Source organism: Taylorella asinigenitalis ATCC 700933 (assembly GCF_000687755.1).
Classification (GTDB): Bacteria; Pseudomonadota; Gammaproteobacteria; order Burkholderiales; family Burkholderiaceae_B; genus Taylorella; species Taylorella asinigenitalis.
The window spans coordinates 1-14716 of record NZ_JHXN01000016.1; the positions used below are offsets into that span (position 1 = coordinate 1).

Below are 14716 nucleotides of genomic sequence, written 5' to 3' on the forward strand. Positions count from 1 at the left end.
AAAGTGAACGTATATTCGTCCATCTCAAAATTAACTTTAGAAAATTTAAGATCAACAAAAGAAAGTATATGTTGTTTTAAAAATGTTCTTATTTGCTCTGGGAATGATTCCTGTACTACTGGCAAGTTAGATTTAACTAAACATTTATTCCCATTTTGTTCAAAATTAGAATCGATTTTTTTATCTCGTTGCATTTCTTTAAATTCGCCAAATATTTCAGGCGAGACCAACTCAAACATTAAATTATTAGCATATGCATCTGGACAAGATAAGCTTAAATTAAAACCAAATCGCATACTATTATCAGCGTTGATTTGATCGGCAGTCAAATTCATAGGGAAAAGACTTTCTGAAGATAATTTAAACGTAATATAATCTGCATAGTAATTCCAATCATCGTCTTTAATATCTATTGGCAATAAAATTCTACAGTGCTCAGATTTTCTCAATGGCACGCTACTATTGCTTACCCCTTGTGAAATAAAGCCTATGCTAAGAGCTATAAGCAAAAGCGAAGATATTAAAAATTTAAAAATTAATTTAATCATATGCGTAAATTTGCTTGCAGAGTTAGAGGTTTCTAAGAAAGTGCCTTTGAATAAATTAAAAGTAAATTTTAAATATCCAAGTATAAAAGCGTGATCTATAGTCTAATTATTTGGTTTTACTCTTTTCCTTAAAATATTCAAATGGAAACAATTTCTGATAATAGTAATCAACTAGTACGTCTTCACATTGGCCCTTGAAAGTAAATGTATATTTATTCATTACCATATTTAATCTAGTAGCTTTTAAATCAACAAAAGAAAGCATATGGTGCTTTAAAAATATCCTTAATTGCTCTGGGAATGTTTCTTCTACAAAGGGCAAGTTAGACGATAACAAACATGTATTTCCATCTTGTTCAAATTTTGGTTCGCTATTATTTAAGTCTCCGTATATTTCATGAAATTCCTGCATAACCTTGGTCGAAAGAAACTCATGCATCAACTTATTAACAAATACAGCTGGACAGGACAAGGTGAAACCAAAACCAAATCTGACGCTTTCTGCTTTAACTAGATCGGGTCTTACATTGATAGGTTTAAGGTTGTCATGAATCAATCTTAAAAAAATGTATTCTGCATATGATTTCCAATCATCATTTTTAATCTTAATTGGCAATACGACTCTACATTGCTCAGACCCGATCAAAGGCACCTTATTTTTGCTTTCCCCAACAGAAATAAAACCTATATTTATCAAAAAGAACAGAAGTGATAATTGCAGGAATCTGAATATTGATCTAGGCATAAGTGTTTTATTTACTAGTAAACTCAATAAATTATAGCTTTTAAGCAACCTCATTAATTTAATGCTATCAAAAATAAGTACGTGTTCTCATTTGCCTTTTATAAAAAGTTGTATGACTTGGAATATGCTTATCGCCTTTGCCAATGTAGAATGTCGAATTTTAGACAATGCCATAGCCAATGAGAAATTTTTGATTTTTGTTTACCGCTTAGTTCTTATCTTTATATGAAATTGACATCACTTTTGGATAATGGGGCAAGTAAACAATTTTATTACCTTCAAAATACCAAGGTTGACACCTGTCAACTTCTATTTGTTGATTGTCTAAAGTTTTGTAGCGAAGTTTGAAGCAATTGATATATCGGTAATTGATCAGAGTATTAGACTCCCATGAATCTACAACTTCAACGTCAACCTCATGACCTAATTTGTTTAGAATATAAATATTTGGAGATTGGATAATATTACCCAATAAACCTATAGGACCATAGGAGAATATGCCAAACAAAACCGTAAAAAAAAGGGAGTCCAGAAGAATCCACTTCTTTTTTTTCTTATTTTTACCTTTCTTTTTACTCTCAAGATAAATTGAAATGCAAAAAAACAGCACGGTCACAATTAAGACAAACCACCACTTTGTTAGTACCAAATAATACCAACAAGCGTAGAGTGATTGAATTAGTAATCCATAGGATTGACTTGGTAATTAAAAATAACTCACTTAGAGATGGATTTTATCGTATATAGATAAGTATGGTAAATTCATGAGAAAACAACCCTTTGTAACAGGCAGTTAATTTGCCTCGATACTAAAGTCTAAGTTTGTCAATTTGGAAAACCCAGTTTTACCATATAAGAGATTTAATTTGATTAAAATCAAAGCTCTAATTGGGTACCCAAAAACCAGCAAAAACAGGAAAAGAAAAATTAATATGTTTTCCGCTATTGAAAATAAAACTACTTTTAATTTTGTAAATTTCCACTAACAATGTTTAAATGACATTATTGAATTAGTGAGGATAACCTGAATAGGTTCTAAAATTTAATGGGATTTATAAATTCATGGACACAATAGAATTTCTTTAAATTGACTCGGAACTGTCCTATAAGAAAGTGGACAATTAATTAAATTTGCAGGCCCCATACTAGTAACTCTAGTATGTGGTGCACCTTTTACTATAAATGTAAAAGAACCTGTTACATGCCTTTGTTGAGCCATAACTGTCTGTGAAACCAACCCTAAACCCACACCTGGTGTATCACCTTGAGTGATGGGTCGAAAAGACATTAAATTATGACGGGGTGTACACATAAGTAAAGTATTAAAACACACTGGTATAGTTGTTGGACCTAGTGCAATATTAGGGTATGGTACAGGAGGTACTGGGGTTTTACATACATCTGGAAAACCTAAATCCATACCACCTAACTGACAATTTGCAAACATAATTTTTCTCCTTAACCTGCTAGCATTAATTTACCATCATATTTTAGAACTTCATTGCCTTGAACGTATGTCAAGTTACCACTCAGCTTAGCAATTCCAGTAGCCGTATGATCGAAATTCATGGCTCTTAATTCATCCTTATAAATAACGGTTTTATAAGAATAATTAGCTAAAAAATTTAATTTGTTAGAGTACACATTAAAATTTTGTGTGGTAGCTTCAAAATCACTGGTTAGCAATTTATAGTCTTGAGTTTTCACTGACATTCTTTTAGAACTAATTGAAAATAGTGCGGATGAAACTTTTAAACAAGGTGATGTAAATGTTAAATTTAAGTCCACTTCATAAGACAAGTTAACATTATCTCTATCTAGGATGTACAAGATATAATTATCTTCAAATTTATTTTTGTCCAAATTCACTAATACAACATCACCTAATACTGGTTTAATCAAGCAGCTAACTGACCTCTTACACTTTATTTCAATTTGATTATCAATAAGTACTGTGTATAGATTTGATGAATCAATTGAAATTACTTTAGCTCTATGACCAATAGTAGATTTTTCCTGATTAATAAAATCTCTATCTAAAAGATCCTTCAGAGAATTGCCAAAACCATCTTGAAGGTCGAAATCTATAGAAATTTTTTCATTAGTTTTTATATTTTTGTCAGCCATAGTTCTGCCTCCAATAAATCTTTATCATCACCTATAGAATTAATTCTATTACCCCATACAACGTCTAAATCGATAACAGAGTGAAACTTGGTACGATCCAAGCTTGATTCCAAAAAATTTGATCCAGTAATATTTGAATGAGAAAAATCTGATAGTTGCAAATTACTTTCCTTAAAATTGCATTTAACAGCTTGTGCATTCTTAAATATAGACAACGATAAATCAGAGTTTTCAAAATTGGAACCCGAAATATTTGAACCAGTAAAATTACAAATATTCATTAAAGAATTATTAAAAAGAGAATTTTCTAGGCTGCAGTCAAGAAACAAACACATTTCTAATTTAGCGTTTTTAAAATTACAATTTTTAAGACTACAAGATTTAAAACATGAATTTGATAAATCGCATCCAGAAAAATCAATATTGTCTAAGGTGCTATTTGTAAACTGGGATTTAATCAAAGAAACTTTATTAAAAGTATATTCTTCGGGCAATGAAGAATCTATATATATAAGTGACTCAATGTCAGATAAATGAAATGATGCATTTGCCAATGAAATCTTATTCGTTGTAAAATACTTAGTCTTTGAATTGGAAAAATTCAATTTAGGGCAAGCAAACTTAACTTGATGATTCAGTAAACTAAACACTTCAAGTGTACTATCTAAGATACTTAATTCTATAGAATCAGATTCTGTAATAAAAAAATTTTTTATCGTACAACAATTTAAAAAAGTGGTTTCAAAAACTGTATAAGCAAAAGCAAATATATCAATAGAACAATTCAAAAAAATACAGTTTGAGAGCTTACAACCAGTAAATACGTTATTATTTAATTTACAATTATTAAACTTGCAATTTAAAAAAACACAATTAAGAAAAGTATTATCGATAATATCCAATTTTTCAAAATTTATATTTTTAAAAATACATCTTGTAAATTCGTAACCTTGCAATAGATTTTTATAATCAAGATTTAAATTTTCAAAGGAAAAATTTTCGATTTGATCTAGATTCAAAAATTCAGCAAACTTAATAGAATCATTGCTTTGCATTTACTAATTCCTCAATTTTGGAAAAATATTCATTCTATTTAAATAGTTCTCATCGAAAACAGTATTGGAATCAACACTCAACTCTGAGACGTCTGAGGAGAAAAAACTGATTTTTTTAAGCGTACTTTTTAAAATAGTTAGTTTGTTAAAAAGCGAGAAAGATAAATCAATACCATACCAAAGGCTATCTTCTATCTTAGATCCAGTAAAAATAGAATTAGATAAATCAACTTTTGAAAATTTAGAGTTTCTTATAATTGATTTAGATAGATTAATGTTTTTTAAATCACAGTTTGAAATTTCAAAACTATCAAATTCACACTGCCTTATAGTGGATAATACTAATTTTGAATCCTTTATAACGAAATGGTTTACTTTGGATAAATCTTTAATAAAAAAAGAGTCTAATTTCGAGTTTTCTATTGTAAAAGATTCGATAACAAATCTTTTATCTGTAGAAAAATTTAGACTAAGGGCTTCAGAATTAATTAATTTAATAGAGTTATATTTACCGCTGATTATTGTAAGTTTATTAATCTTGCAATTGTAAAATTCAATATCTTTTATGATTGCTCTATTGAAAGTCACAAAATAAATATTGCAATCATTAAATAAAATGTTTGATGAAACAAATCTCGTATGATTCCATAATGTAATGTTACATTTTAAAAAAATTACATTATGAAATTTAGAGTTATCATTATTAATGCCGTTTAAATCGCAAGAAATTAGTTTACAACTTTTTAGTTCTGCTTCGTTTAAATTACAATTTAAAAATTTACAATTAATGAATTCGCAGTTTTCAAACGCTGATTCTCCTAACAAGCTATCACTGAAATCAACGTCTAAGAATGAAACATTCCTAAAACTACAATGTTGCATTGGTTTTCCAGTTAAATCTAAATCCTTAAAATCCTTATCTATAATTTCAGTTTTAATTCCACTAACAGAGTACTTAAAAAGTTGATTTATATGCGTCAGCTCAACTACAGAATCGACAGCATTATTGACTGAATTCGAGTTGTAAACAATCGTAGGTGCATTGCTTTCAAAAAACATTAGAGATTTATCATCATGATCTTTAAAAAATGAATCTAAATCCGAATCTGTTTTGTTACGATTAGACGTATCAATAAATTTCCTATTTTCTACTGTTTCAATAAGTTTGTTTCTAGTCAAGCTAAATTTTTCGTTAAGATATTTTAATTTCTCATCAGGATCAACTTCAAAATTTTCAATCGACTCAATTTTTTTATTTAATTCTTTTCTTTTTGTATGTATTTTTCTAGCAGTTTCTAACACTGATTCATCTTTGCTTTCATCTAATTCTACTAGCAACTTAAGTAAGAAATCCATTTCTATATAATCTAATTCAACTAATTCAAATAATTTATATAAATTATTAGAGTCAATAGATGAAAGGATTTTTTTAAATTCCTGTGATGCAGGAGAGGAATCTGAAGTTAATTGAGCTAAAGTATCCTTTAAATCTTTTTCGAAATCTGGTTTATAAGAATAATTTCTAAAATTTAACTTTGCATCTTCAACAAGTTCCAAATCTAAATTCTCGGCTTTTTTGTTTATATCTTTAATGTTGCTTAATTTTCGTTTGAGTTCAAATAATTTTCTTTTTAGAAGTTTATTTAGAGGCACAGAGGGCAAACCCTTAAAATCAATACCCTGATCTATCAACATTTCATCAAAGGTAGCATAAAGGTTGGCTTTTCTCAGATTTGATCTAATGTTTAAAACATTTTGATAATGTTCTAAAGACCTTTTACTATGTGTTTTTTCAATAGCCAACATTAAAAAATCAAAGATATCAGCTACTTCTGAAGATTCAACTGGAGTTGAAACATGATAACTAAGAATATAAGTTTCTTTATGAGGATAAGCCAAACACGATTGTAATTTCAACTCTAAAGGTGTTTTTAATGACTTATCCCCCCTAGGCAATAAAAAAATTAAGGGCTTTAAGTCTGGAATTTTGAAATATACTATTTTTTTGTAAGGATTCATATTAGTAAATTTCATTTCCAAACCATTAATTGTAGCTAATCGCTGATCTACCGGTGAGAGATTGAAATAAGACCAATCAATATCACTTGCAAATCCAGGAAAGAATTTTTCTAGCCAATTCCTATCGTATGTACCAAGTAATTTATTTCTATTAGGAGATTCAATAGGTAGTGCGCTGAAAGTTGCTACTGGATATACTTTATCTGGATATATCACAGGTTGATTAGGATCCTCAACGTTTGGAAGAGGAGTTACAACCGTTCCATCAGGCTTAGTTATTTTTTCAGAACCCTTGCCTAATGTATTGGAGGGTACATTTTTTCCTCCAAAAGCTTTACTCAGAGAAATTGGTAACTTGTCAAAACCCTCTGGGGAGCTAGGCTGACCATTTATCCAAAACCTATCACCATAGACAGTTAAAGTTTTATTTATATTACCTGCCTCAATATTGACTGCTGACCTATTGTTTTCTGAATATTTACCATAAGCGTAGCCGTTTACAATAATTTCGGGTTTATCCTTAGGCATACCAAAATCAATCAATTCACTGTTAAAATCTTTAACAGAAATAGATGTGAAATCCTGCCACATCTGTTGCTCACTAAGTAAACGAAATTCAACTTCATCAACATTTTTGTCAATATATAAATTAACAGACAGTGATAGATATGTTTGCCTATTAAACTCGTACACCCTATAAAAAAGTGAAGTTGAAAGTGGTTTAATTATTCTCATTTTAAAGACGGATACGAATTGCTGAACGTATTCCTTGAAATACCCCTACTAGGAGTGTTAATGGGCCGAGAGATACTTCTGAATCAGCAACATCATTTTTTGATTCAGTTGCACATAATTCTGTCTTAACCAACCCAAAATCAGATTTGAGACCGTAACCAGTTATAGCAGATCCATTTAGCTTAGCTTCAACCAGTCTTTGATAAAATGAAACAAAATAAAAATCAACCTTCAATCCTCCAATCCAATCCCATTTGGCATCAGCATTAACTTTGTTATGAGGTGAATCCTGTCTAATCATTGGGGCACAAAATCTAATTTCAGGAGCTTCAAATTTAATTTTTGAGTTAGAAGATAATTCTGTACAGCCATTTACTTTTAAATTATAAGAACCTGTAACTTCATTTTTAAATGAAGATTCGTGTGTATACTTAGTTAAACCTTTGACAGTTTCTTTGAGACCTAATTTAAAATTATTTGTCACAAGTTTGTCAGTAATGTTTTCGTAAGGGCTTTCGAAAGTATCCTTAACTGGTGATTTAAATTTAAGTTTTGTGGATTTTTCGACGTTTAAAGTGTGATTATCATTTAAATTTTCCTTTAAATCACCGTTAATTCTCATTATTCTATTCTTCGAGACATTTATTAATTGGTTACCTTGAGTTAAGGTAACGTTTTGACCACCGTCTAGTACCTTGTGGATTTCACCTTTTGTAATGTTAACAAGCTGACCTGAACTCTCAATATAATCTTCTCTTCTATTAAAAAACTCTGCAGTGTCCTTATCATTTATTAATGTAGTTCGAGAACCAGTGTCAACAAAAAGTTTCTCATTCCCATTATGAACTTTTACGGAACAATTATTTTCGATATTTATAAATGCATTTGGCATAGAACCCTCTATTAGTTTAATAAACTAAATCCAAAAATTGAAATCATTACTATACTTAACTCAATTCCGGCAAGTTTAATTGTATTTTTTATTGCTTCCTCTTTCTTTTCAATTACCTTAAAATCATTTTTGTGTATCATCTTATCAATTTTCCAAACATACTGTGTTAATTGAACTTCCGCAACTTTAGCTTCACAAGCAATTCTACTTGTGATACAAAATTTCACATTATCTTTTTTAAACTCCCCTGCTTCAACATTTAAAAGTGCTAATAACAAATAAAGGTTGGTTTGATAGTCAATAGCACTAGTACCCAAAATATCTATAATACTATTACTGGAGATGTTGATTTTAGATGTGGATTTTATGTTGGCTTCACCACTATTTACAGAAGTTTTCCAAATAATTTTAGTTTTTTCAGTGTAACCAGAGTCACTAGTATATTTAGCCGCAGAAGATTTAACAGTTTCATCTAATGAATCCATCTCTATAGTAGTTTTCTTTAAAACATCTACCACATGAATTCCACCTATCTTATCAGTAGTTTCACCTCTAAATGTTCTGTTAGTTTCACCAGAAATAGTTTGTCTATAATCTTTAAAACAATCAGAATTAGCTAATTTAACGTCAAGAGTCCGATTCCCTTCAAGTACTGTTATTTTTTGTGATCCAGATTCAATGTTTATAGTCTGGTTACCATCAAAAACCTTATGGTCCTCACCACCACTGATTCTTGTAGTTTGTCCATTAAATATATATAACTCACGCCTGTTAGAAAAAGTATTTTTCTCTAGAAGTTTGACCTTGGTATATCTTGTACCAGTATTAACAGAATGAGTGAGGTTACCCTCTATAACTTGAGTTTCTAGATTATTTAGAATATTTTCTGTATAGTTTCCTGCCATCATACCCCCCAGTTATAAATCATTTTTTACAACAGCCATTTCGGCTTTAGTAGAACCAGCGTCATTATTAACATCTTTCTTTTCAGGAATACGAAGAGGTTTAGTACCGAACTTTTTGATATAATTATCTAACTTTATCAAACCATAATCCGATTTGGAAAACCAATTTACAGCACCTAACACAGTACCCGCTTTTTCATCAAATATTCTTGTAGTAAAAGACGCTATGTAAACGTCTCCTTTGAAAGGCTTTTCTGTTTCTTTATTTTGCTTATATATATAGTGTAAGGGGGTTTCAATTGTTATTTTAGCATTCCCTAAAATCTCAATTTTTGGAGAATCAAATTTTATATTTCCTGAAGACCAAATATCAATATCACCATCTACATCAGTTATCCATTCACCTGAAGTAACGTTGTGCTCAAACCCACCATTTCTGTTATATTCAGTTAAGCTATTAGTTACATTCTCTTCAATACCCAATTTAAAAGTATTGGTAACTGAGGAGCTTTTAACATCGTAAGTTTTATCATATGTTTCTTCAACAGAGGTTCCATAAGTTCTCTCAGTTATTTTTTCAACTGTTAAATCATATTTACCTTCAACTTTATCAACACCAAAAAGTCCTACTTCTAAACTTCTAGTACCCGAACTAATTGTAACTACTTGATCACCTTTAACCTCGATTACTTGATCATCTGAAAGTATCGAACGCTCCTCATTCCCATGAATATGGGTTTTTTGACCACCAGCTAAAATATGCTCATCTCTTCCATTTTTAAAAGTACCTTTCTCTAGCTGTTTGACCTTAGTGGTTCTACTTCCACTTTCAACTATATGAGATTCATTACCATTATGGACAGTAAATTCAACATTATGCTGAATCTTCTTATAAGCACTAGGCATTGAACTCTCCTCTATTAACCGCAATTACCAACTGTTAAGTAAAAGTCATTCTTTACAAATATCTTCATATCTTTTTCTGCTTGAACGTCCACCAATTCATCTCCTTGTTTGTCTCTAAACAAAAGAAAATTTTGATTGTCGCTACCGCCTTGGATTGTTCTTGTGCGGAAGCCTGAGGTATGAGAATCATTTGGTAGATTAACTAAAGGCTGGTTATCCTCGTTATAAACCCTGCCGATAATTAATGGTCTATCTGGGTTACCACCAATAAAATCAATAACAACTTCATCTCCAATACGAGGAATTTGTAAACCACCAAAACCAGTACTAGCCCAGGGACTTGAGACACGAACCCAACAAGAAGAGTTCTCATCTTTTTTACCATCACGATCCCAGTGGAATTGCACTTTAACTCTACCGTATTTATCAGTATAAATCACTTCTCCAGAAGGGCCGACAACAGTAGCTGTTTGAGGTCCGTGAGTTTTAGGCTCTGGAGTTCTACGAGCCGCACGGAATTGTATTGATGCTGGCAAGGAATAAAAGCTAGTACTGAAAAAATCTTCTCTACCTGAGTTGGTTGAATAGCCATTAACCTGAACCATGTAATGGGCTTGAACAACTACATACTCTTGATTTTCAGAAGGCCTTGGATGATTTGCAAGCGTAAACTTATAACCAGGACAAATACCACGAATATTAGAATCAGCTTCTACAATTTCCTGAGGTACTTTTAATTCTTCCAGTCTTAATTTAGTATAATTATCGCCATCAGATAATTCCTGATATCCACCCTGCCATTCATAAACTTCAATACTATCATCACCATCAAGTTGATTTTCTTTCTCTGTATCTAATGCAGTGCTTGGCTTTCTAAAATCAAAATCCACAACCGTATATTTCGATGGCGTAACTACTGCATTATGTCTCCAAGAAGTAATAACCTCTCTGGAATCAAAAACCTTAAATCCAGAAGACAAATAATTAAGTGTTTCATAAGAAGGGTACTCTTCATGAGATGAAGCATCATCAGAGATAACCATAGTAGATTCGTTTTTATCATGTTTAAACCAATAGTACATACCCTCATGTTCCATTAATCTTGAAATGAAGTTAAAAGGAGATTCATTGTATTGAACTACATACTCCCAATTTCTGTAAGAACCTGAAAGCTTAAACTCGTATTTGATTTCAAATTTATCTAAGATTTCTTTGATTATGTCTTCGATTTTTTTCTCTTGAAAGATTTTATAATCTTTACCCTGAGTCAGATACCACAAAGGAGGTACAACATGTGCCTTGTAAATTAAATATTCTGAACCATCCTGATCAGATCCAACTAATTCAAACTTACGAACACGACCAGTCAGGTACCTAGGCGTGGACATAAATGACTCTAATTCGACAGTAAGTTGTGTGCCAAGCATTTTACGCACATCAATAAAATTATCCATAGATACAAGTTCAACTTCAAATTCATACAAATTTGAAAGGGATTCATGCCCGTTAAGACTTAAAAACTGAAGACTAGGTATCGCTACATGTGCGATTGCGTGACGGTCTGCCATAACTACTAACTCCTGAGAAGTAAAACTAGAATACTTCTGAAATATGAAAATTCAATTAAAGGGAAGGAAATTCTTTAAGACAATAATAAGGATTTAGTATTTCAATTTCGTGACAGAATCAGGAAGTTTAATTAAATTCAATACTTTATATTTTCAACATGTGTTTATTTAGCACAACTAATTTACATATTTAAATAATTTGGAATTTACAATAGCTCCAAATAAAAAAAAGTCCATTGAAAAAGATCTCGTTAAATTTTCTTTCAACCCCTTTAATACTTTAATAATTAGGGAAACCAGGGGTTAACTAAGACTTCACAAAAATTATTATTTGCAGGAACTAAATCTTAATAAGCGCCTAAGATTAAGAGTTTTTATTAATTCTTCTGAATTTATAAAGAGACTGTAAATAATAAAATTAAGAAAAAAATTAGTTACCGTCCATAAATATGCTTAATAACGTCATCTGGTAATTTTCTAGTTTCATTTAAAAAAGGAGATTTGGTAGGGATTATACAAGAGGCATCTACGTTTGCTTTTATGAAGTTTCTCGTATAATTATCGAGGCAGGTTTGTAGATGCGATACTTTTTTCTCCCAAAAAATCTTATTATCGTATTTTGAATAGAATTCTGCGTAATGAAAATTGTATTTCTCCATCAAAATTCGTGCTAATTCTAAGTTCGTGTTTATCCAAACAATATCAATATCCTTAAGGTTTGGATTTTTATTGTACGTATTGGACAAATAGAATATAAAGTAATTAAATGCGCATTCATATGCCGATTCAGCTGTTGGATACATAAGTACAGAGGCACAGAATATTTTTCCCTGTGGACTAGGTTGATATATTATGTTTTCTCTGTAGTCTGTTTTCTTTTGTTTGCCTTCTAAAAAAAATCTCTCATTTTCAGATATTGAAATTGATTCTCTTGCATCCAAAGCTTTATTTATATAGTCCATATCGACTACATGTTTAGTATCAGTTGCAAACGACTGAGAACAAAGAGTAGTAATAAGACCAATTAGAGTTAATAAAAGTTTAAATTTATTCATATGTAATTAACTTTCAACAAACCGACGTTATCTAAACTATTCTTTAAGCGACTCCTAAGCAAAAGTATAACCAATGATGTCCATAATGAACCTGAAATGCAGGATACACACCCCCAAGAAAGAGAACCAAAATGTAGGTAACGGTTAAAGAAGTTTTCATAACCAACTAGCAATTCAAGCCCAAACCAAACCCTATAAAACTTGCTGTAATTATTGTATCGACTAATACTTTTATGTGGGAAATCTGGAATCTTTATCTTATACACATTGTCCAATATTATTTTTTTACCCTCTTCATTTGCAAGCCCCCATGACATACATTTCAATTGTCCTACTGGTGTTTCTAGAATTCCATGAATCTGGGACATAGATTGATCTCTAGAAACATAAAGTTTTAAGACAAGTTCTATATTGTCATAATACGTTATGCACTTTCCAACAAATGGGTTGCCGTACTTTAACGAAATAGAAGCATTCTTACTCCTGTGCACCCCATCAATAATGGTAAATTTTTGTCTATCCTCAATGACATCACCTAGTATAACGCGAGTGAAACTAGGGACGGATACCTCAGACTTATTATCCAATCTTACTTTCCAAAATCCATCATCAGTTAATTTAAAACAGTCTAAATTATTCATCTTAAATATTTATATGAAAAGACTAATTTAAAATAAAATTGTTAAAATTTTAAGTATCTAGTCCCTAAAATAACTTTATGTTAATTCATCCTAGTCTTCTTAACGGACCTAAAAATTTATCAGTTGTTTTTATTAGGTGAAAGTTAAAAGTGAGAATTGTAGCAATGTTACGATTTAGAATAGAATTGCGAATTACCTGTAAATCCTTTGCACACAATTATTACGATAAAAAAAACGTTAATTGTAGCTATTAGTAAATTTCTTAGATTTTTCTGCTCACATTTTTGTGCATGTCAACGGCAATCCAAATTTAACCCCTTTTTAACTAAATCGGCAATTCTAGAATAAGCTCTGATTTAGATCACTTATAAATGCACAAAATTTTTATTAATGAGTGCTCTGTAACATTGCCTATTTCAGATACAGTAAAACAAAAATAATTTAACTATAAGTTTTAAATATAATGACAGTTTTTTTAATATAGCTACTCAACTAGTGGAACCTTGTCGAGAGTTTTTTTTAAACTCAGGCACAAACCTCCAGGGCTTTCCTGTGAGTGCAGAAGGAGTTACTTTTTTACATTCACTAGTTGTGACTGGCTTTCCCGAAGTTCTAAATAATTCCACACACTTTAATAATATGTCAGCCCTTTTTTCCCAATATTTTTATTGATCAATCTTGGGTGTGTGAATATTTCATCATTGGGAGTTAATTTGGCTAATATCTTATTAACCGCTAATAATCTCGATTCAATATTATTGAGTACAGATAGTCAGTATCTTTATCTTTAAATTTTGTCATTGCTATAAAATAAAGTGCATGTTCGCATTTAAACAAAGTTTCTAAAGTAGGATAATTCGGTGCACAAGTAATACTTAAATAGACCATATGGTCCATAGTAATGTTCTCTAATTATATCTTGCTGCAAAGCCTTAACGAAATTGTTCTTATCAGCCTCTGAAACATTCTTTCTTGAATAATTTTTTGAACAATAGCTTCAGCATCTACTTCTGGTGATGAAAGTACACACTCAGAAAAGCTAGATAAATTTAATGCGAAAAACAACCTTAAAACTTTATTCATAAATCACATTCAACAGAGCCAAAATGGGTTGCTTATTTGGAAGTTTAGGTGATGAGTTATACATGAAAATTACAGGCTCATAAATTTTTAAATGCAAGTCTGAATATGCGAAGTTTTTTTTCCAAAAAAGAGTTGCAGACTTCCAAGATATTAATTCCCTAAAATTTTTTTTAACACCTCTTTTTGCAATCTCCTAGGTTTATCTAAATAAGGAGATCTTGTAGGTGTTATGCATGACATATCTATATCTTTAGTTGAAAAATTTTCTGTGTATTTATCTAAACAATCCTGCAGATGATTTACTTTATTTTGCCAAAAGTCCTTATTATCGTATTTGGAATAATAATAAGCATAGTGATGGTCGTATTTCTCTAACAATATTCTAGCTAGTTCTAAGTATTTACTTATCAACAAATGCATCATTTCATTAGATTCTG

General features: G+C 30.7%; 12 protein-coding genes and 1 pseudogene. All 13 read right to left on the reverse strand.

The features are described from left to right. A partial coding sequence (locus T432_RS08025) for a hypothetical protein (protein WP_044971234.1) occupies positions 1-548 on the reverse strand: 548 nt, incomplete at its 3' end. 106 nt (positions 549-654) lie between these two features. Then, positions 655-1347: a hypothetical protein gene (locus T432_RS0107175; RefSeq protein ID WP_028884726.1), complete on the reverse strand. Its 693-nt coding sequence runs from the start codon at positions 1345-1347 to the stop codon at positions 655-657. Between the two features lie 1006 nt (positions 1348-2353). After that, entirely contained in the window at positions 2354-2740 is a 387-nt protein-coding gene (locus T432_RS0107185) for a DUF4150 domain-containing protein (RefSeq protein ID WP_014110805.1), read from the reverse strand. 11 nt (positions 2741-2751) lie between these two features. Further along, positions 2752-3420: a DUF3540 domain-containing protein gene (locus T432_RS0107190; RefSeq protein WP_028884728.1), complete on the reverse strand. Its 669-nt coding sequence runs from the start codon at positions 3418-3420 to the stop codon at positions 2752-2754. After that, a complete protein-coding gene (locus T432_RS0107195) occupies positions 3402-4475 on the reverse strand; it encodes a pentapeptide repeat-containing protein (protein WP_028884729.1) in 1074 nt (357 codons plus the stop codon). The genes T432_RS0107190 and T432_RS0107195 overlap by 19 nt, the downstream gene beginning before the upstream one ends. Before the next feature lie 3 nt (positions 4476-4478). Further along, entirely contained in the window at positions 4479-7229 is a 2751-nt protein-coding gene (locus T432_RS0107200; RefSeq protein ID WP_028884730.1) for a DUF2169 family type VI secretion system accessory protein, read from the reverse strand. 1 nt (position 7230) lies between these two features. After that, positions 7231-8121, reverse strand: coding sequence for a hypothetical protein (locus T432_RS0107205; RefSeq protein WP_028884731.1), 891 nt, complete (start codon positions 8119-8121; stop codon positions 7231-7233). Positions 8122-8132: 11 nt separating this feature from the next. Further along, positions 8133-9029: a hypothetical protein gene (locus tag T432_RS0107210; RefSeq protein ID WP_044971236.1), complete on the reverse strand. Its 897-nt coding sequence runs from the start codon at positions 9027-9029 to the stop codon at positions 8133-8135. A gap of 9 nt (positions 9030-9038) precedes the next feature. Further along, entirely contained in the window at positions 9039-9932 is an 894-nt protein-coding gene (locus tag T432_RS0107215) for a hypothetical protein (RefSeq protein ID WP_014110799.1), read from the reverse strand. Positions 9933-9946: 14 nt separating this feature from the next. Then, positions 9947-11500: a type VI secretion system Vgr family protein gene (locus tag T432_RS0107220; RefSeq protein WP_028884733.1), complete on the reverse strand. Its 1554-nt coding sequence runs from the start codon at positions 11498-11500 to the stop codon at positions 9947-9949. 434 nt (positions 11501-11934) lie between these two features. Beyond that, positions 11935-12555 carry a hypothetical protein gene (locus T432_RS0107225; protein WP_028884734.1) on the reverse strand — a complete coding sequence of 207 codons (621 nt, stop codon included), beginning with the start codon at positions 12553-12555 and terminating at the stop codon, positions 11935-11937. Continuing rightward, positions 12552-13196 (reverse strand): hypothetical protein, encoded by a 645-nt coding sequence (locus tag T432_RS0107230; protein ID WP_028884735.1) that lies wholly within the window; start codon positions 13194-13196, stop codon positions 12552-12554. Before T432_RS0107230 ends, T432_RS0107225 begins: the two co-directional genes overlap by 4 nt. A gap of 1233 nt (positions 13197-14429) precedes the next feature. Further along, positions 14430-14716 (reverse strand): annotated as a pseudogene (locus T432_RS0107235) (hypothetical protein); the annotation flags it as partial.